Source organism: Rhizobacter sp. LjRoot28 (assembly GCF_964253025.1).
Classification (GTDB): Bacteria; Pseudomonadota; Gammaproteobacteria; order Burkholderiales; family Burkholderiaceae_C; genus Rhizobacter.
This window is the reverse complement of the sequence record NZ_CAXUQC020000001.1, coordinates 3156062-3174403: the sequence shown is the minus strand read 5'-3', so window position 1 is coordinate 3174403 and position 18342 is coordinate 3156062. Positions and strand designations below refer to the sequence as shown.

The window sequence follows — 18342 nt, the reverse complement described above, 5'->3', positions numbered from 1 at the left end:
ATGCCTCAATGACGGAAGTGGCGCACGCCCGTGAGCACCATCACGATGCCACGCTCGTTGGCAGCGGCTATCACCTCGTCGTCACGCATGCTGCCACCCGGCTGGATGACGGCCGTGGCGCCCGCGTCCACCACCACGTCCAGTCCGTCGCGGAACGGGAAGAAGGCGTCGCTTGCCACCGCCGAGCCTTGCAGGGTCAGCCCGGCGTTCTCGGCCTTGATGCTGGCAATGCGGGCGGAATCGATGCGGCTCATCTGGCCGGCGCCCACGCCGAGCGTCATGCCGCCGCCGCAGAAGACGATGGCGTTGCTCTTCACGTACTTGGCGACCTTCCAGGCAAACAGCAGGTCGGTCAGTTGCTCGGGCGTCGGCTGCTTGCTGCTCACGACCTTCAGCTCGGAGGTGGCGAGCTCGCGGTTGTCGGCGGTCTGCATCAGCAGGCCGGAGCCGACCCGCTTGACGTCCTGCAGGTTGCGGCCCTGGTCCCAGGCGGTGGCCCCGCCCGGCGGCAGCGCGATCTGCAGCACCCGGGTGTTGGGCTTGGAGGCGAACAGCGCGAGCGCTTCTGGCGTGAACGACGGCGCGATCAACACTTCGACGAACTGCTTGGCCACGAGCGCAGCGCCAGCGGCATCCAGCTCGGTGTTGAAGGCGATGATGCCGCCGAAGGCGGAGGTGGAGTCGGTCTTGAAGGCCTTGCCATACGCCTCGGCGGCGTTGGCGCCCACGGCGACGCCGCAGGGGTTGGCATGCTTGACGATCACGCAGGCCGGTGTGTCGAAGCTCTTCACGCACTCCCAGGCGGCGTCGGCGTCGGCGATGTTGTTGTACGAGAGCTCCTTGCCCTGCAGCTGGCGCGCTGTGACGAGCGAACCCGGAGCGGGGTGCAGGTCGCGGTAGAACGCGGCGCTCTGGTGCGGGTTCTCGCCATAGCGCAGGTCCTGCAGCTTCACGAAGCGGGCGTTGCTCTGGGCGGGATACTCGCTGCGGGTCGGCGTGCCTTCGCCTTCGTAGGTCAAGGCGGACAGGTAGTCGCTGATGGCCGCGTCGTAGTTCGAGATGCGGTTGAACGCCGCCACCGACAGGGCGAACTTCGTCTTCGTGCTGACGCTGCCGCCGGCCTTGAGCTCGGCCAGCACGCCGGCGTACTGGGAAGCGTCGGTCAGCACCGCCACGTCCTTCCAGTTCTTGGCTGCCGAGCGCACCATCGCCGGGCCGCCGATGTCGATGTTCTCGATGGCGTCTTCCAGGGTGCAGCCGGGCTTGGCCACGGTCGATTCGAACGGGTACAGGTTCACGACCAGCAGATCGATGGTCGGGATGCCGTGCTGGGCGATGGCCGCCATGTGCTCGGGCAGGTCGCGGCGGGCCAGCAGGCCACCGTGGATCTTCGGGTGCAGCGTCTTGACGCGGCCATCGAGCATCTCGGGAAAGCCGGTGTGGTCGGCGACTTCGGTGACGGGCAGGCCGGCATCGGCGAGCAGCTTGGCGGTGCCGCCGGTCGAGAGCAGCTTGATGCCCAGGGCGTGCAGTTCGCGGGCGAAGTCGAGGACGCCGGTCTTGTCGGAGACGGAAAGGAGGGCTTGCATGGAGAGCTTTCGGAAGTGGGTCTCACCACGGGGGGCGAGACAGGCGCCCGGCAGGGCCGGGTTGGCGCGCGGGGCGAAGCGCCCCGACGCGTCACTTGATCATCTTGTGGTCGAGCAGCTTGCGCCGCAGGGTGTTGCGGTTGATGCCGAGCCATTCGGCGGCCTTGCTCTGGTTGCCGTCGGCCTGCTTCATGACGACGTCGAGCAGCGGGCGCTCGGTGACCTTCAGCATCATTTCGTACATGGCCGTGGGTTCCACGCCGCGCAGGTCCTTGAAGTAGGCCTCCAGGCTGTCGCGGATGCACTCCTCGATGTGCTTCCTGCTCATCGTGCCTCCGTGGGAAACGCTCCCCAGTGTTGGTTTGTCATGTCGTGTGTTCTTCTTCGGTTGCGGTAGGCACCCCGCCGGCGTTCGTGGGCAGACGCGGGTGCTGACCGGCCAGTTCGTCGAACCAGTCGGTCACGGCCCGGACCTGCGTGTCGCAGGTCTCGAGCGTGTTCATGAAGCGGCGGAAGGACTCGCCGCCGGGCAGGGCGCGCACCGCCCAGCCGATGTGCTTGCGCGCCGTGCGCACGCCGGCGTACTCGCCATAGAGGCCGTAGTGGTCGAGCAGGTGCTCGAGCAGCCAGGCCTTCGCCTCGGCGGTGTTCGGCGGCGGCAGGTGCTCGCCGGTCGCGAGGAAGTGGCCGATCTCGCGGAAGATCCAGGGCCGGCCCTGCGCGGCCCGGCCGATCATCAAGGCGTCGGCGCCGGTTCGGGCGAGGACGTCGCGCGCCTTCTCCGGGGAATCGATGTCGCCGTTGGCCACCACCGGGATGCGCAGCGCCTGCTTCACCGCGGCGATGGTGTCGTACTCGGCCTGGCCGGTGTAGCCCTGCTCGCGGGTGCGGCCGTGCACCGTGACCATGGCGACGCCTGCCTGTTCGGCGGCCCGGGCGATGGCCACGGCGTTGCGCTCGGTGTTGCACCAGCCGGTGCGCATCTTGAGGGTGACCGGCACGCCGCGCGGGGCACAGGCCGCCACCACCGCTTCCACGATCTGAAGCGCGAGCGGCTCGTCCTGCATCAGGGCGGACCCGGCCCACTTGGTGCACACCTTCTTGGCCGGGCAGCCCATGTTGATGTCGATGATCTGGGCGCCGTTGTCGATGTTGTACGCGGCCGCCTCGGCCATCATGCCCGGTTCGGTGCCGGCGATCTGCACGGCGATGGGCGCCACTTCGCCGTCATGGTTGGCGCGGCGCGAGGTCTTGAGGCTCGTCCACAGCTCGCGCCGGGACGTCACCATCTCGCTCACGGCGTATCCCGCGCCCAGCCGCTTGCACAGCTGGCGGAACGGCCGGTCCGTCACCCCGGCCATGGGGGCGGCGAACAGGCGGTTCGGCAGGGAAATGGGGCCGATGTTCATGGCGCGCAGCGGGCGAAAGGGGGGTGGGGTCTGCCGAAAAAAGAGGCAGAGTATAGCCGCTGGCGGCAGGGGGCCGGACGACATTTCCGACTGCGCATAATGCCCCGCCATGGACACCCTGATCGAGTCGATGAAGGCGGTGCTGCTGGTGCCCGCCTACGGCCTCGGGGGGCTCTTCGTTTCCGCCTTCGTGTCGGCGACGCTGCTGCCGTTCGGGTCCGAGGCGGTGCTCTTCGGCCTGCTGCGCCTCGACCCGTCGCTGCTCTGGCCGGCGCTGGCCACGGCCACCCTCGGCAACACCCTGGGAGGCGCCGTCACCTGGTGGATGGGGCGGGGCGCCGAGCGCGCCTACGAGCGCCTGGCCGACGCGCCCCGCCACGATCGCGGCCTGCGCTGGCTCACCCGCTTCGGGCCCAAGGCCTGCCTTCTCGCGTGGGTGCCGGTGGTGGGGGACCCGCTGTGCGCGGTGGCGGGCTGGCTGCGCCTGCCGTTCTGGCCCTGCCTGGCCTACATGGCCGTGGGCAAGTTCCTCCGATATGCGTCCTTGACCGCGTTCACTGCGTGGCTGTAGCGGTGTTGGGGGGATGGCCTGTGCGCGCGGGTGTGGCACGATGGCTGCTGTGACTGAACCGATCCTGCCCCCGTGTTGATGCGCGCTCCGACCCCATCCTCCGCCAAACGGCCCGCGGCCCGTGCCACCGGCACCTGGGCCCGTGCCCGCCGATGGATCCAACGCCTGCTCGGGCGAGCGGCACGGGAACCCGAGGCCCGCACGCCGCGCCGGGCGTCCACCCTCGACAAATCTGAGCTGGAGCGCGTGCGGCAAGACCTGGCGGCGGTGCTCGACCAGCACCCCGAGTCTCGCCAGGTGATGCGCCATGCGCGCGCGCTCGAGCGCGGCCTGGAAAAGCGTGGGCGTTTCGCCCTCGACGACCTGCCCGTCAAGGTGATCCGGCGCGCGCTCGAGCAGCTCGACACCCTGGTCACCGACTGGTCGGTGGAGGGCCTCTCCACCTTGCGCTCCAAGGCCGCCGTGGCGGTGGCCGATCGCGAACGCGTCGAGAACGAACGCGACGCCGTCCGTCGCAGCGCCACCGAAGGCGAAGTGGAAGTCGAGGAGGCGAGCGTCACCACCTTCATGCGCGCGAGCGAGGAGTGGGAGCGCTCGTTCACCGGGCGCAGCGACCGCACGCCGCTCGACGAGGCCGCCGTCGAGCCCGACGCGCCGCCTGCCGGCGACAAGGCGGGTCAGGCGCCGCGCGACTGACCCGGCCGCGGCGTCACGTCAGACGCTGCGCTTGCGCACCGGCGTCTTGCGCGGCGTGGCCGCGGTTTCGCTGCGCGCTGCCGAGCGCTTGACCGGCGCGCGCTTGCTGGCCGCCCGCTTGGCCGCCGCACCCTGCGGCGCGGCCTTGGCTTCGCTCATCGCGGCCACCACGCCTTCCAGCGCGGCCAGGCGCGCCTCCAGCGCCTGCACGTAGCGCGCCGTCGGCACCCCGAGGCGTTCCAGCGCACGCGCCGTGCGGTCCTCGAAGATCGACTCGAGCTTGTCCCACTGCTGCGTGGCCTTGGCGCCCATCTCGCCCGCCATGCCGCTCATTCGGGCGCCGACGTCGCCGAACTTGTCCTCGGCAGCCGCCTGCGTCTTGCGCTGCACGGTGCTGCCTTCCTTGACGAGCGACTCGAAGACCTTGCTGCCTTCGGCCTGGGCCTTGGCGAACGCGCCCAGCCCGGCCAGCCAGATCTGCTGGGCGGAGTCGCGCACGGTGTTCACGAAATCGGGGTTGTCGGTCTTCTTCACCATCGGGGGTCCTTCGGTCGGATGAGGGCCCACTATAGGAGCGGCGTGCGGTCTTGTTTAGGGCGGCGACTCTACGCGGCGCGCTCCTTCGGTCCGCCGCGCCCTACAATTTGCCGGAGTCCCACTTTCTCCTTCTTCGGAAAGCCCGCCAAATGAACAACGAGCCCCCCGCTGCCAAGCCTGCCCCCGAGCTTGACGGCGGCCCCGACCTGTCCCACATCGCGCCGCGCGACAAGGCCGAGATCCTGGCCCAGGCGCTGCCGTACATCCGCAAGTTCCACGGCAAGACCATCGTCATCAAGTACGGCGGCAACGCCATGACCGATCCGGCCCTGCAGCAGGACTTCGCCGAAGACGTGGTGCTGCTCAAGCTCGTGGGCATGAACCCGGTGGTGGTTCACGGGGGCGGCCCCCAGATCGAGGACGCGCTTGCCAAGATCGGCAAGAAGGGCACCTTCATCCAGGGCATGCGCGTCACCGACGAGGAGACGATGGAAGTCGTCGAATGGGTGCTCGCCGGCCAGGTGCAGCAGGACATCGTGGGCCTCATCAACGTCGCAGGTGGCAAGGCCGTGGGCTTGACCGGCCGTGACGGCGGGCTCATCCGCGCCCGCAAGCTGCGCATGGTGGACCACAAGGACCCCACCCTGGTGCACGACGTCGGCCAGGTCGGCGAGATCGTCTCCATCGACCCGTCGGTGGTCAAGGCCCTGCAGGACGACCAGTTCATCCCCGTGATCTCGCCGCTCGGTTTCGGCGAGCACAACGAGAACTACAACATCAACGCCGACGTGGTCGCCGGCAAGCTGGCCGAGGTGCTCAAGGCCGAGAAGCTGATGATGCTGACCAACATCCCCGGCGTGCTCGACAAGTCCGGCCAGCTGCTCACCAACCTCTCGGCGCGCGAGATCGACGACCTCTTCGCCGACGGCACCATCAGCGGCGGCATGCTGCCCAAGATCGCCTCCGCCCTCGACGCCGCGAAGAACGGCGTCAACGCCGTCCACATCATCGACGGCCGCGTGCCGCATTCCATGCTCCTGGAGATCCTCTCGGAGCAGGCCTACGGCACGATGATCCGCAGCCACTGACTGTTGGCCCCCCAGTCGCTGGCGCTCCTGCCCCCAGGGGGCGCCACGGGTCGTCCGGGGGACCCGGACTCGCGTGTGGCTTGAGGGGCGCTTCGCTTCGCTTGCTGGGCTCGGCGGCACGGCCTTGGCACGAGGGCCTGTGTGTGCGGCGCGGGGCGGTGTTGTCGATCGAGCGCCCGCACACAAGAGCTTCTGATCAAGCAGACCTGGAGAGACGTCCTGGCTTGGCGAAGTCCTCGGCGTTCATCGCGCGTAAGACCTTCACATTACCAACGATACGAATAAGCTGAAGCTGGTGTTCAAGCGTTCTTGGTTCCTTTCTGGCGCGCCAGAAAGGGACTCGGCTGCCGGGCCGAGTCCCGGCGCGGCGGTGCCGCCGAGCCTCGTTCCCGTGAGGGACAACGGCCACGGCAAGCCGCTTCGCCTCTAAGCGGCGCGCTGCGGTCGCCGGCCGGAGATGATGAGCGCCAGGAGTTCGTCCTCGGTCGTACCCGCCGTGTCACCTTCGCCGACGAGCCGACCGTTCTTCATGACGGCGTAGCGGTCGGAGAGTTCGGTGACCTCGGCCATGTCGTGCGTGATGAGGAAGATGCCGACGCCGCTCGCCTTGAGGCGGCGCACGAGGTCGGCGACCATGGTGCGTTCGTGCGGGCCGAGGGCGGCGCAGGGCTCGTCCATGATGAGCACCCGCGCATTGAAGTGCAGCGCGCGGGAGATCGCCACCACCTGGCGCTGGCCGCCGGAGAGAAGTCGCACCGGCACGCGAATGTTCGTGAAGTTGGGGTTGAGGCGGCGGAAGACCTCGCGTGCGGCCACCTCCATCGCGTCGTCGTCCATGGTGCCCCAGCGGGTGAGCAACTCCCGGCCGAGGAACAGGTTGGCGACGCTGTCGAGGTTGTCGGCCAGGGCCAGCGTCTGGTGAATGGTCTCGATGCCCAAGGCTTGCGACGCCGCGGGCGACGCGATGCGCGCCGCGTTGCCGTTGACGACGATCTCGCCGGCGTCGATCGGGTAGGCCCCGGCCAGCATCTTCATCAAGGTGCTCTTGCCCGCGCCGTTGTGGCCGAGCAGGGCCACCACTTCGCCGGCGTTCAGGTGCAGCGACACATCGTCGACGGCGCGCACGCCGCCGAAGGCCTTGTGGATGCCGCGCAGCGCGATCAAAGGCGTTGTGGTCATGCCGCCGTCCGATCGCCGGTCCAGCGGCGGTAGAGCACGTCGAACACCACGGCGGCGATGAGCACCTGCCCGATGATGACCATGCGGGTGCCGATGCCCACGTCCAGCAGGAGGAGGCCGCTTTCGAGGAACTGGATGATGAGGGCGCCGAGCACCGAGCCCAGCACGGTGCCGCTGCCACCCGACAACGCGACGCCGCCGATCACCGCGGCCGCGATCACGTAGAGCTCCATGTTGGAGCCGAGCGAGTTGGTCCCCGCGTTCAGGCGTGCGACGGACACGACGGCAGCAACGGTGACGAGCACCGACAACAGCAGGAACAGCTTCAGGACGACCCGGCGTACCGGGATGCCCACCAGCAACGCCGCCTCCGGGTTGCCGCCAATGGCGAACACGTACCGACCGAAGCGCGTGCGTCGCACGATGAAGGCCATGCCGGCCACGACCGTGCCCCAGATGAGCACGGGAACGGGCACGCCCTGCGCCTCCGGCTTGCCGTCCAGCTGATAGGCACAGGTGAGGGCGACGAACCCGACGATGACGGCGACGAGGAACGCCCCCAGCAGCACGTCGAACCACAGCGGCCGCAACGAGAAGCCGTGACGGCCCCGGCTGCGGCGGCGCGCCGCGATGTTGTGGACCACGAGAACGGCCAGCGCCGCAGCCAGCAGCCAACTCCAGGTCGGTCCCAGTGCGCCGTCGAGTCCGCCGCCCAAGGCCAGGAAGTCGGGGTCGGTGACCGGCTGCGTCTTGCCGTCAGCCACGAGGAACGCCGCACCCCGGAAGGACATCAGGCCGCCGAGGGTAACCACGAACGACGGCACGCCGAGGAAGGCCGTGAGCCAGCCGTGGTACAGCCCGACGACGAGCGCGACCGCCAGGCCGGCCAGGGAGGCCGGCACCCAGTGCCATCCCTTGCTGTACTGCAGGAAGGCGATCAGCACGCCGACGAAGCCGAGCACCGAGCCGACCGAGAGGTCGATGTGGCGGGCCACGATGATGAGCACGACCGCGGTGGCGACGATGCCGACGACGGCGGTCTGCTGGGCCAGGTTGTAGAGGTTCTCCGGCGTGAGGAACGCGCCGCTCAGCATGTGGAAGACGACCGCCATCGCAACGAGCACGGCCGCCATCAAGGTCAGCCGCAGGTCGAGGGCGCTGATCTGCAAGTGGTTCAACATCGTGGAAAGGGGCGCAACGTCGTCGACAAGGACGTCGGCGCGCAGGCGCCGACGTCAGCGGGGTCACTTGCAGGCGGCTGGCGCCGTGGCCGCGGCCACGTTGCGGCAGAGGTCGGCCTTGCTGATCCAGCCGGCCTGCACCACGGTGTCGAGGTTGGCGGCCGTGATGGCCACCGGCTTGAGGAACTTCGAATTCATCGACACCTTCTTCTCGCCCTCCGCCCAGGTGACGGCGCCGGCGACCGGCTTGCCGGCGGCGAGCGCCACCGCGGCGTCGGCTGCCTCCCGTCCGAGCACGCGGGCATCCTTCCAGACCGACACGGTCTGGAGTCCGAGCGCCACCCGGTTGAGCGCCGCATGGTCGCCGTCCTGGCCGGAGACGGGCACGCCGCGGATGCCGCGTGCGGACAGCGCGGCAATGGCGCCGCCGGCGGTGCCGTCGTTGGACGCGACCACGGCATCCACCTTGTTGCCGTTGCGGGTGAGGATCTGCTCCATGTTCTTCTGCGCCACCTCCGGCTTCCAGCCCTCGGTGTACTCCTCGCCGACGATCTTCACCGCGCCCTTGGCCACGGCGTCGGCCAGCACTTCCTGCTGGCCCGCGCGCAGGAAGTCGGCATTGGGGTCGGTGGGCGAGCCCTTGATCATCACGTAGTTGCCGCTGCCCTTGGCGGCGAGAACGGCCTTGGCCTGCAGGCGGCCCACCTCCTTGTTGTCGAACGTGATGTAGAAGACGCCGGGCTGTTCGATGAGGCGGTCATAGGCCACCACCGGCACCTTGCGCTGCTTCGCCTTGGCCAGCGCCGGCACGATGGCGTCCTTGTCCATGGCGAGGATGATCAGCGAGGTCGCACCCTTGGCCAGCAGGCTGTCGATGTCGGAGATCTGCTTCTCGGGCGAGCCGCCGGCGTCGGCGCTGATGTACTTGGCACCCAGCTTGGCCAGCTGCGCCTTGATCGCGGCCTCGTCGGTCTTCCACCGCTCCTCCTGGAAATTCGACCAGCTCACGCCCACCGTGGCCTGCGCCAGGGCGGTGCTGGCCAATGCCGAGAACATGGCGCCCGCGAGCGCTTTGTGAAAGGTCTTCATGTCGGTTCCCCCAGCTTCGATGGATGCGTCGCTTCGATTGCCCGGACGCTTGAGGCGAGGCCGCTGTGTGCCGGCTCGGGCGCAGTATGAAGCGGGGTAGCCGGGGGGTTGAGAGAGGAGAATCCCTTAGTTGGTTTGAGGGTCGAACTAAAGAAATGCGGTTTCGGGTCGCGGATTTCGGGGACCGGTCCGGTGGGCCGAACCCGCGGCGCGAATGCGCAGCCGGCCGGTGAAGCGGCCGGCGTGGCCGCACGGTCAATCGATGGCGACGCCGTAGTAGTCGTGGACGCGGCGCCCATACGTGTCGTTGAACTCGGGGTCCTCACCCATGCCGTACTTCGGGGCGCGGTCGAGCTGCGCCTTGTCGAGCGGGACGACATAGCCGTCCCGCTCGGTGTCGTAGGTCAGCAGTTGCCACGGCACGGGGTAGCGGTCGGTGCCCATGCCAAGGAAGCCGCCGAACTCGAGGGTGGCGTAGCGAACCTGGCCCGAGACCTTGTCGATCACGAGGTCGTCGATCGAGCCCAGCTTGTCCCCGCGGTCGTTGTAGACGGTGGTGCCCTCGACGCGCGAAGCCGCGATGCAGGGACGTCCGGTGGTTTGGGTGGTGGCAGTCATGGCGATCTCCTCAGGTGGTGGGGGCAGCGACATGCCGCCCCGTCCAACCGCCTTTATCGCGCCATGCGATGCCCATGACCACCCGGGCAGCGCCCCGACTGCAGGTAGGAAGCTCCCTACTGCCGCCATCGGGCCAGCCCTGGCCCGCTTGCCACGCGGGCTCGCCACGGAATAACTCCACGGCGCGACGACGCGTCGCTGTCACATCCTCAGCATGCCACCCGGTCAGCCGCCGCGAGGGCTGAGCGTCAGCGCAGCAAGGTCAGGTCCACCGCCTGGGCCATCGCGGCGTAGCCGGCGTCGTTCGGATGCAGGTGGTCGCCGCTGTCGTATGCCGCCTTCAAGGCGGAAGGCCGCGACGGGTCGCGCACGGCGGCATCGAAGTCGACCAGCCCGTCGGCATGGCCCGGGGTACGGATCCAGGCATTGACGGCTTGCCGCTTGGTTTCCCCCGCGGTGCTGAAATAGCGGGCGCCCTCGTAGGGGAGCAGGGTGCCGAGGATGACCTTCACGCCTCGGGCGCGGGCCTTGCCGATGGCGGTGCGCATGGCGTCGATCAGCGACTCGGCCGACACGGCCTGGTCGGGCGCGAACTGGGCGAAGCCGATGTCGTTGACGCCCAGCAGCACGACGGCGTGCGTCACACCCGAGACCTCCAGCACGTCGCGCACGAAGCGGGATTCGCCGCTGGGCCCGATGACGTCGTTGAGCCAGCGGTTGCCCGAGATGCCGGCGTTGACCACGGACATGCGCAGGCCGGCGGCCTTCAACCGGTCGTCGAGAACATCGGGATAGCGGCGGCTCTGGTCGGCACTGGCCGCATAGCCGTCGGTGATGGAGTCGCCGAAGGCCACCAGCACCGGCGGGCGGCCCTGCGCGATGACGTCCACCCCGGCGAGCCAGTGATACGAGCCGAGGAACTGCGGATAGGGGAAGGTGGTGGCGCTCGCCAGCGCCCCTGGCACCACGTAGGCCGTCTGCCTTGCCAAGGTGTGCTGGGTGCCGAAGGGCGCGGCCCCGCTGGCCTGGATGCTGACGGCGAGGAGGCTTTGGGCGCTGACCGGCAGCGCCACCGTATCGCTCCAGAGTTCGGTGCCCGGTGCAAGCGTGATGCGTGCCAGTCCGTTGTGGGTGACGGCCCGATCGGTGGACGGGTCGATGCTGGAGGCGGCGGTGGCACGTGCGATGCGGACGGCGTCGAAGGTGACAGGTGTGCGGCCGAAGCGATTGGACAGTTTGACCCGGACCCCATCGCCACCGAGCGATGCCCGCACCACCTGGCGCAGAGTCTGGCCCTGCAAGCCGGCCTCTTCAGGTTTCTGCCATCCAGGCAGCGGAATGCGCTCGAAGCGGTCCTGCTGGGAGGCATTCCAGGTCGCGACGTAGTCGGTCGGCGGGCCGGCGAACCAGGCGCAGCCCGAGAGCCCGCTGAGCGCTCCCGCGGCCAAGGCGCCGGCGAGCCAGGCGCGACGAGTGAGGAATCGAACCCGGGAGAGCAGGGGGTGCATGCAGGCCTCCATTGGCGTCGCATCTTTGTAGCGCCGGCCCGGCCCTGCAACAATGCGGCAAACCCCCTCCACGATGTCTCCGAATGTCCCGACCCCGCACCGTGTGGCTGTTCGACCTCGACAACACGCTGCATGACGCGTCCGCAGCGGCCTTCGGTCCGACCAACCAGGCCATGACCGACTACATCGTCGAGCATGTGAAGCTGCCGCACGCCGAGGCGTCGGCTTTGCGCCAGCACTACTGGGACCGCTACGGCGCCACCCTGCTGGGCCTGGTTCGCCACCACGGGGTCAAGGCCCATCACTTTCTCGAAGAGACGCACCGCCTGCCCGGGTTGGAGGCGCGGCTGCGCACCAGCAGCCATGACCGCGCCGCGCTGCGGCGGCTGCGCGGCCGCAAGTACATCCTGACCAATGCGCCGCGCGCCTATGCCTTGCGCGTGCTCACCACCCTCGGGTTGCTGGACTGCTTCGACGGCATCCTGTGCATCGAGGACATGCACATGTTCGGCCATCCACGCCCGAAGCCTGACGCACGCATGCTGCGCTTCGTGGCAGCACGACTCAAGACGCCACCATCGCGCTGCATCCTGGTCGAAGACACGCTGCAGCACCAACGCTCGGCACGCGGCATCGGCATGCGCACGGTGTGGATGCAGCGCTACCTGAAGGGTGCGAAATCCAGCACGGAAGTCGGTGTTCACCCTTGCCCGAGGCCCCCCTATGTGTGTGCCAGAATCCGGGCGCTACGGGAGCTCCAAGGGTTCTGACAACCCCTAGTTTCAGCCCGTGATCCGCCCGCTTTTGGCCCGTTTCGCCAGTGAATTCGCGTGCCGGTCCGGCCGCATCGAACTGCCCCTGTCGTGTGTGAACAGACCCAGAGACTGCAATGACCGACACCTCGCCCCGCCCTGAAGATTCGGTCGCAGTTCCCGCCGGCACCGTCGAGGCCCCTGCCCGCAAGCGCCCGAAGCCGGGCGAGCGCCGGGTGCAGATTCTCCAGACGCTCGCGGCCATGCTGGAGCAGCCGGGCGCCGAGCGCATCACCACGGCGGCCCTGGCCGGCCGGCTGGAGGTGTCGGAGGCGGCCCTGTACCGACACTTCGCGAGCAAGGCGCAGATGTTCGAGGGCCTGATCGAGTTCATCGAGCAAAGCGTGTTCACCCTCGTGAACCAGATCGCCGAACGCGAACCGTCCGGGGCGATGCAGGCGCGCCAGATCCTCACGGTGGTGCTGCAGTTCAGCGAAAAGAACCCGGGCATGACGCGCGTCATGGTGGGCGACGCCCTGGTTTTCGAGAACGAGCGGCTGGTGACGCGCATGAACCAGTTCTTCGACCGCATCGAGTCACAACTGCGCCAGAGCCTGCGCAGCGCGGCCGAGACCACCGGGTCGGCGTCACCGACCGTGGATGCCAATGCGCAGGCCTCGGTCCTGACCGGCTTCGTCGTCGGCCGACTGCAGCGCTACGCCCGCTCGGGCTTCAAGCGCAACCCGGTCGAGCACCTGGACGCCGCCCTGAACCTGCTGGTCGGCTGAGGCCCGCGCGGCCGGGGTGCCGCGCCCGCACCGGACGGCGTCTCATCGATGAGCGGAGCGGCGAATGCCCGCCCCAGGCGGACCGGCTTCACTGCACCATCTTCACGTCTGCCTGCGCCCGCAGCGTGGCCAGCCGCGCCTGCACCTTGTCGTGCAGCACCTTCGGCACGAGCCATGCACTCGCTTCCTTCAGGTCGGGTCGCTTGGCCGACGTCCGCCGGGCGTCGAGCCGGACGACGTGCCAGCCGATGTCGGTGTGCACCGGCGCGGTGGCATGGCGGCCGGGCTTGAGCTTGCGCACGACCGCGGCCACCTCGGGTTTCATTTCGTGAACGGCCCGCCAGTCGAGTGAACCGCCCTGCGCGCGCGTCCCCTCGTCGATCGAGTGCTCGCGCGCCAGGTCAGCGAACGGCTTGCCGCGGCCCAGCTCGGCGATGAGCTCGCGGGCCTGCGCTTCATCGGCCACGACGATCTGGCTCAGCTTGAAGTCGTGGGGCGGCACGTCGGTGCGGTAGACGGCCTGCAGCTCGGCCGGTTTCACCTGCGTCTGGGCGATGAGGTGGCGCACGTACATCCGGCCGCCCGCCGTCTTGGCCTGGAGCTCGGCCTCGGCCATCACCGACGGGTTCTTGTCGAGTCCGCGTTCGCGCGCCTTGTGGGCGAGCAACTCCACCATGACCAGTTCGTCCAGGGTGCTTTCGCGCCCGACGATGCGCGTCGCAGCCTTGCTGCTCCCCGACGATGGCGCCGGACCCTCGATGCCGTTGCGCGCGAGCACGAGCTGCTCGAGCATGGCCCGGGACACCGGCCGCCCATCGATCGTCGCCACGTCGCCCGACACGTCATCGAGCGGCTTGTCATCCAGCGGCTGCAGCAGCTTCACGTCGGCGGCCTCGCGCCACGCCGCCACCTGTGCATCGACCTTCTCCTGCACGATGCGCGGCGTCAGCCACTCCCGGGCCGCTTCGAGCGTCGGCGGCTCGGTGCTCTTGCGAGACTCGAGCAGGATGACGTGCCAGCCCGAGTCGGTCTGCACCGGCGTGCGGGTGTAGTCGCCCGGCGCGAGCGTGATGGTGGCCTCGGCGAATGCGGGCACGAACGCGGTCGCGTCGGACGTGGGCAGCAGCCCGCCATGCTCGCGGGTGTCCTTGTCCAGGGACAGCTCGCGGGCCAGCGCCTTGAATGCCGCTCCGCCTTGCAACCGGCTGATGGCCTTGCGGGCGGCCGCTTCGTCGCGCAGCAGGATGTGGCGGGCGCTCACCAGGTGCTCGGTCTTCATCTCGCGGTGGCGCGCGGCCACCTCGGACTCGTCGGCCTGCGTCTCCTGGGCGAGCAGGCGCAGCAGGCGCTGGCCCAGCACCTGGTCGCGCTGGAATTCGAGCTCGGCCCGGGCGAGCGGATGGCGGGTCAGACCTTCCGCCTCCGCCCGCTGCATCAGCAGCTCCATCTGGATGATGTCGTCGAGCGCCCGCTGCCGGTCAGCGAGCGTGACGGGTGCGAGGGGGCGGCCGGGTGCCGTGGCGGCTGCCGCGCCGGCACGTTGGTTGAGCAGTTCCACGAGGGTGGTCCGCTGGACTGGCTGGCCATTCACCCAGGCCACCGGGGTGTCCTGCGCCTTGTGGGCGGCCGTTGCGGCCGAGCCGAGGGTCAGCAGGCAGGCGGCCAGGCCCATGCGCAGCGTGCGCTTTCGATCAAACAGCATCGTCAAGTCTCCATCGGTTTTCTTGTGTCCGTCACGCGGCCGGGCGGCGGTGACGGTGCCGGCACTTTGCACCGAACCGAAAACCCTACGCAAGCAGGCAAACCCGGCGGCCCGTGCGGTCGGGCAGGGCGGGGCACCAGGGCGCCGGCCGGTAAACTGGCCGGCTTCGCTGTTTGCCTGCCGCCGCCGATGCCCCTCGCCCCTGACGCCCTGCAACACCTCATCACCCGCGCCGAGGCGCTGATCACGCGGCTGGAGGCGGTGCTGCCGCATCCGCTCGAAGCGCCGGACTGGTCCGCCTCCGTGGCGTTCCGCTACCGCAAGCGCGCCGGTGGCAGCCGGCTCGAACCCGTGCGCCACGTGGCCCACATCCGCCTGGACAACCTGGTGGAGGTCGAACCGCAGAAGGAGCGGCTGCTGCGAAACACCGCGCAGTTCGTCGGCGGGCACCCGGCCAACAACGTGCTGCTGACCGGCGCCCGCGGCACCGGCAAGAGCTCGCTCGTGAAGGCCTGCCTCAACGAGTTCGCTGACCAGGGCCTGCGCCTGATCGAGGTCGACAAGGCCGATCTCGTCGACCTGCCCGACCTCGTGGACCTGGTGGCGGAGCGGCCCGAGCGCTTCATCGTGTTCTGCGATGACCTGAGCTTCGACGACGGCGAAGCCGGCTACAAGGAACTGAAGTCCATCCTCGACGGCACCGTCTCGCAGGCGGCCGACAACCTCCTCATCTACGCCACCAGCAACCGGCGCCACCTGTTGCCCGAGTACATGAAGGAAAACCTCACCTACAAGCACACCGAGGACGGCGAGGTCCATCCCGGCGAGGGCGTGGAGGAGAAGATCTCGCTCAGCGAGCGCTTCGGCCTGTGGGTGAGCTTCTACCCCTTCAGCCAGGACGAGTACCTGGCCGTGGTGGCGCAATGGCTGCGCGGATACGGCGTGTCCGAAGAGGACATCGTCGCCGCGCGCCAGGAAAGCCTGGTCTGGGCGCTGGAGCGCGGGTCGCGTTCGGGTCGCGTGGCTTTCCAGTTCGCCAAGGACTTCAGCGGGAGGCGCGGATGAGCGGCGAGCGCGCGCCCGTCGACGTGGCCGTCGGCGTGCTGATCGACGGCGATGGCCGCTTCCTGCTGACCTCGCGGCCGGAGGGCAAGGTCTACGCCGGCTACTGGGAGTACCCGGGCGGCAAGCTGGAGGCCGGCGAATCGGTGGAAGCGGCATTGCGCCGCGAGCTGCACGAGGAGCTCGGCATCACCATCGGCGCCGTGCACCCCTGGCGCATCGAGCTCGTCGACTACCCTCATGCCCGGGTGCGACTGCACTTCTGCAAGGTCTACGAGTGGTCCGGCGACTTCGAGATGCGCGAGCAGCAGGCCATGGCCTGGCAGACCTTGCCGGTGGCCGTTCGACCGGTGCTGCCGGGCACGGTGCCGGTGCTGCAGTGGTTCGCCGAGGAGCGCGGCTTCGCGGGCGCGACACACGCCGCATGATGGTTACACTGGCCCGATGAATTGGCTCGACGACATCCAGTGGGACCCCCAGGGGCTCGTGCCCGTGATCGCGCAGGAAGTCGGCACGAACGACGTGCTGATGTTCGCCTTCATGAACCGCGAGGCACTGGCCCGCACCGCCGAACTCGGTGAAGCGGTGTACTGGAGCCGCTCACGCAAGCGCCTGTGGCACAAGGGCGAGGAATCGGGGCACATCCAGACGGTGCACGAGATCCGGCTCGACTGCGACAACGATGTGGTGCTGCTGAAGGTCACCCAGCGCGGGCACGAGCCGGGCATCGCCTGTCATACCGGCCGGCACAGCTGCTTCTTCAAGAAGTACGAAGGCGGCGCCTGGCAAACGGTCGAGCCGGTGCTGAAAGACCCGGAGCACATCTACAAATGAGCACCTCCCACGGCAACGACACCCTGGCCCGGCTTGCGGAAGTCATCGCTCAGCGGCGCGGAGGCGACCCTGACAAGAGCTACGTCGCCCGCCTGTTCGGCAAGGGCACCGACGCCATCCTCAAGAAGATCGGCGAGGAAGCCACCGAGACCGTGATGGCCGCCAAGGACGGCGACCCGAAGAAGGTGGTCTACGAGGTGGCCGACCTGTGGTTCCACTCGATGCTCGCCCTCGAGGCCTTCGGGCTCAAGCCGGCCGACGTGCTGGCGGAACTGGAGCGGCGCGAGGGACTCTCAGGGCTGGAGGAGTTCGCATCCCGCAAGCTCCAGGCAAGGGAAGGGGACGGCACATGAACGAACTGATCAGCCTGACTCAGAAGGAACGGTCGCTCAAGACCATCGGCCACATCAGCTACGCGCTGCACGCCTTCGTGGCCGTCTGCGCCTTGCTGCCGGGCGCCCAGGCGAGCATCGTGCTGCTGATCGTGGCCTTCGTGCTCGACCTGGTGAAGAAGGATGATGCGACCGGCACGTGGCAGGAGTCGCACTTCCGCTGGCGCATCAGCACGGTCCTGTGGGCAGGTGTGGCCTATGTGGTCACGGCGCCCCTGTGGCTCCTGCTCGTGGCCCCCGGCTGGATCGCCTGGACCTTGATTTCCATCTGGTTCCTCTACCGCATCGTGCGGGGCTGGGTGAACCTCAACTCCAACACGCCGCTTCCGAACTGAGGGTGCCGCCTCCCATGAACGTCGACCACAACTGCATCTTCTGCAAGATCGTCGCGGGCCAGATCCCGAGCCGCAAGGCCTACGAGGACGACGAGTTCCTCGTCTTCCACGACATTGCGCCATGGGCGCCGGTGCACCTGCTCATCATCCCCAAGGCGCACATCGCTACACTTTCCGACATCGACCCGTCACAAGACGCTGGCATGCTGGGCAGGATGCTCGCCCTGGCGCCGCGCCTGGCGCGCGAGCATGGTGCGACCAACGGGTTCCGCACCATCATCAACACCGGGTCCGACGGCGGGCAGGAGGTCTATCACCTCCACATGCACGTGATCGGTGGGCCCCGGCCTTGGGCCAAGGGATGATGTCGGCCGTCAAGCCGCCGCATTCTTCCTTCGCCTAAAATCCTCGTATTCCTTCAGGAGATCGTCATGGGTTCGTTCAGCATTTGGCACTGGCTCATCGTGCTGGTGATCGTTGTGTTGGTGTTTGGCACGAAGAAGCTGAAGAACATCGGCTCCGACCTGGGTGGCGCCGTCAAGGGCTTCAAGGACGGCGTGAAAGACGGCTCGGCCAGCGCCGACCCGGCCGCTCCCTCCCAGCAGGTCACGACCAACAAGGCCGCCGACCCCAACACCGTCGACGTGGAAGCAAAGTCCAAGTCGTGAGCTTTCGCACGCGCCTGGCGCTGCGCTGAACCGGGCGCCCCTCCAGCATGATCGACTTCGGTTTTGACAAGATCGCCCTCATCGGCGCGGTCGCGCTCATCGTCATCGGCCCCGAGAAACTGCCCCGGGTGGCCCGCACTGTCGGCCACCTCATCGGCAAGGCGCAGCGCTATGTCTCTGACGTGAAGGCCGAGGTGAACCGCTCCATCGAGCTCGACGAGCTCAAGAAGATGAAGGGCGAGTTCGAGGACGCGGCCCGCAACGTCGAGAAATCGGTGTCGGAGCAGATCCACCAGACCACGAGCGAGCTCAACAGCAGCTGGAACGATGCCGAGCCGGCGCCC

At 68.5% G+C, this 18342-nt stretch carries 22 protein-coding genes and 1 pseudogene; 13 read left to right on the top strand and 10 right to left on the bottom strand.

Annotated elements, in window-relative coordinates; translation table 11 throughout:
• Positions 1 to 5: 5 nt before the first annotated feature.
• From purH to dusB, 3 genes are all read right to left on the bottom strand, one after another.
• Positions 6 to 1589 carry a bifunctional phosphoribosylaminoimidazolecarboxamide formyltransferase/IMP cyclohydrolase gene (gene purH / locus ACSQ2F_RS14550; protein WP_436023998.1) on the bottom strand — a complete coding sequence of 528 codons (1584 nt, stop codon included), beginning with the start codon at positions 1587 to 1589 and terminating at the stop codon, positions 6 to 8.
• 91 nt (positions 1590 to 1680) lie between these two features.
• Complete coding sequence (locus tag ACSQ2F_RS14545; protein ID WP_436023996.1) at positions 1681 to 1917, bottom strand: helix-turn-helix domain-containing protein; 237 nt, start codon at positions 1915 to 1917, stop codon at positions 1681 to 1683.
• 37 nt (positions 1918 to 1954) lie between these two features.
• Positions 1955 to 2998, bottom strand: a complete 1044-nt coding sequence (gene dusB / locus ACSQ2F_RS14540) for a tRNA dihydrouridine synthase DusB (protein ID WP_436023994.1) — start codon at positions 2996 to 2998, stop codon at positions 1955 to 1957.
• A 109-nt stretch (positions 2999 to 3107) separates the two neighbouring features.
• On the opposite strand from dusB, the gene ACSQ2F_RS14535 reads away from it, so the two are divergent.
• Complete coding sequence (locus tag ACSQ2F_RS14535; RefSeq protein WP_436023992.1) at positions 3108 to 3569, top strand: YqaA family protein; 462 nt, start codon at positions 3108 to 3110, stop codon at positions 3567 to 3569.
• A 78-nt stretch (positions 3570 to 3647) separates the two neighbouring features.
• On the top strand, positions 3648 to 4265 hold the full coding sequence (locus ACSQ2F_RS14530) for a hypothetical protein (protein ID WP_436023990.1): 618 nt from the start codon (positions 3648 to 3650) through the stop codon (positions 4263 to 4265).
• 18 nt (positions 4266 to 4283) lie between these two features.
• On the opposite strand, the gene ACSQ2F_RS14525 is transcribed toward ACSQ2F_RS14530, so the two are convergent.
• Positions 4284 to 4802: a phasin family protein gene (locus ACSQ2F_RS14525; RefSeq protein ID WP_436023988.1), complete on the bottom strand. Its 519-nt coding sequence runs from the start codon at positions 4800 to 4802 to the stop codon at positions 4284 to 4286.
• Between the two features lie 149 nt (positions 4803 to 4951).
• Between ACSQ2F_RS14525 and argB the strand changes: the two genes are divergently transcribed.
• Positions 4952 to 5890: an acetylglutamate kinase gene (gene argB / locus ACSQ2F_RS14520; protein WP_436023986.1), complete on the top strand. Its 939-nt coding sequence runs from the start codon at positions 4952 to 4954 to the stop codon at positions 5888 to 5890.
• A 426-nt stretch (positions 5891 to 6316) separates the two neighbouring features.
• Here argB and ACSQ2F_RS14515 read toward each other — a convergent pair whose 3' ends face one another.
• The 5 genes from ACSQ2F_RS14515 to ACSQ2F_RS14495 form a co-directional block, all read right to left on the bottom strand.
• Positions 6317 to 7069 carry an ATP-binding cassette domain-containing protein gene (locus ACSQ2F_RS14515; protein WP_436023984.1) on the bottom strand — a complete coding sequence of 251 codons (753 nt, stop codon included), beginning with the start codon at positions 7067 to 7069 and terminating at the stop codon, positions 6317 to 6319.
• Positions 7066 to 8250, bottom strand: a complete 1185-nt coding sequence (locus tag ACSQ2F_RS14510; protein WP_436023982.1) for a sugar ABC transporter permease — start codon at positions 8248 to 8250, stop codon at positions 7066 to 7068. Before ACSQ2F_RS14510 ends, ACSQ2F_RS14515 begins: the two co-directional genes overlap by 4 nt.
• A gap of 63 nt (positions 8251 to 8313) precedes the next feature.
• Positions 8314 to 9339 (bottom strand): D-xylose ABC transporter substrate-binding protein, encoded by a 1026-nt coding sequence (gene xylF, locus ACSQ2F_RS14505; protein ID WP_436023980.1) that lies wholly within the window; start codon positions 9337 to 9339, stop codon positions 8314 to 8316.
• A 255-nt stretch (positions 9340 to 9594) separates the two neighbouring features.
• The gene (locus ACSQ2F_RS14500; RefSeq protein ID WP_436023978.1) at positions 9595 to 9957 is read right to left on the bottom strand and encodes a PRC-barrel domain-containing protein; all 363 of its coding nucleotides are present in this window, start codon (positions 9955 to 9957) and stop codon (positions 9595 to 9597) included.
• Between the two features lie 248 nt (positions 9958 to 10205).
• Complete coding sequence (locus ACSQ2F_RS14495; protein WP_436023976.1) at positions 10206 to 11465, bottom strand: SGNH/GDSL hydrolase family protein; 1260 nt, start codon at positions 11463 to 11465, stop codon at positions 10206 to 10208.
• An 83-nt stretch (positions 11466 to 11548) separates the two neighbouring features.
• Between ACSQ2F_RS14495 and ACSQ2F_RS14490 the strand changes: the two genes are divergently transcribed.
• The gene (locus tag ACSQ2F_RS14490) at positions 11549 to 12235 is read left to right on the top strand and encodes a pyrimidine 5'-nucleotidase (RefSeq protein WP_436023975.1); all 687 of its coding nucleotides are present in this window, start codon (positions 11549 to 11551) and stop codon (positions 12233 to 12235) included.
• Between the two features lie 119 nt (positions 12236 to 12354).
• Entirely contained in the window at positions 12355 to 13005 is a 651-nt protein-coding gene (slmA, locus tag ACSQ2F_RS14485) for a nucleoid occlusion factor SlmA (protein ID WP_436023973.1), read from the top strand.
• Between the two features lie 88 nt (positions 13006 to 13093).
• Here the strand turns inward: slmA and ACSQ2F_RS14480 are convergent, their stop codons facing one another.
• Positions 13094 to 14707 (bottom strand): peptidylprolyl isomerase, encoded by a 1614-nt coding sequence (locus ACSQ2F_RS14480; RefSeq protein ID WP_436023971.1) that lies wholly within the window; start codon positions 14705 to 14707, stop codon positions 13094 to 13096.
• A gap of 189 nt (positions 14708 to 14896) precedes the next feature.
• Between ACSQ2F_RS14480 and ACSQ2F_RS14475 the strand changes: the two genes are divergently transcribed.
• The 8 genes and pseudogenes from ACSQ2F_RS14475 to tatB form a co-directional block, all read left to right on the top strand.
• Complete coding sequence (locus tag ACSQ2F_RS14475; RefSeq protein WP_436023969.1) at positions 14897 to 15772, top strand: ATP-binding protein; 876 nt, start codon at positions 14897 to 14899, stop codon at positions 15770 to 15772.
• Positions 15769 to 16197: an NUDIX domain-containing protein gene (locus ACSQ2F_RS14470; protein ID WP_436023967.1), complete on the top strand. Its 429-nt coding sequence runs from the start codon at positions 15769 to 15771 to the stop codon at positions 16195 to 16197. The genes ACSQ2F_RS14475 and ACSQ2F_RS14470 overlap by 4 nt, the downstream gene beginning before the upstream one ends.
• Before the next feature lie 16 nt (positions 16198 to 16213).
• Positions 16214 to 16603: a phosphoribosyl-AMP cyclohydrolase gene (gene hisI / locus ACSQ2F_RS14465; RefSeq protein ID WP_436023965.1), complete on the top strand. Its 390-nt coding sequence runs from the start codon at positions 16214 to 16216 to the stop codon at positions 16601 to 16603.
• On the top strand, positions 16600 to 16956 hold the full coding sequence (locus ACSQ2F_RS14460) for a phosphoribosyl-ATP diphosphatase (protein ID WP_436023963.1): 357 nt from the start codon (positions 16600 to 16602) through the stop codon (positions 16954 to 16956). The genes hisI and ACSQ2F_RS14460 overlap by 4 nt, the downstream gene beginning before the upstream one ends.
• Complete coding sequence (locus ACSQ2F_RS14455; protein WP_436023961.1) at positions 16953 to 17330, top strand: DUF4870 family protein; 378 nt, start codon at positions 16953 to 16955, stop codon at positions 17328 to 17330. The genes ACSQ2F_RS14460 and ACSQ2F_RS14455 overlap by 4 nt, the downstream gene beginning before the upstream one ends.
• Positions 17331 to 17344: 14 nt before the next feature.
• Positions 17345 to 17695: a histidine triad nucleotide-binding protein gene (locus ACSQ2F_RS14450; RefSeq protein WP_436023959.1), complete on the top strand. Its 351-nt coding sequence runs from the start codon at positions 17345 to 17347 to the stop codon at positions 17693 to 17695.
• A gap of 66 nt (positions 17696 to 17761) precedes the next feature.
• Positions 17762 to 17998: a Sec-independent protein translocase subunit TatA gene (gene tatA / locus ACSQ2F_RS14445; RefSeq protein WP_436023957.1), complete on the top strand. Its 237-nt coding sequence runs from the start codon at positions 17762 to 17764 to the stop codon at positions 17996 to 17998.
• Positions 17999 to 18045: 47 nt separating this feature from the next.
• Positions 18046 to 18268: pseudogene (tatB, locus tag ACSQ2F_RS14440) on the top strand (Sec-independent protein translocase protein TatB); the annotation flags it as partial.
• Positions 18269 to 18342: the final 74 nt, after the last annotated feature.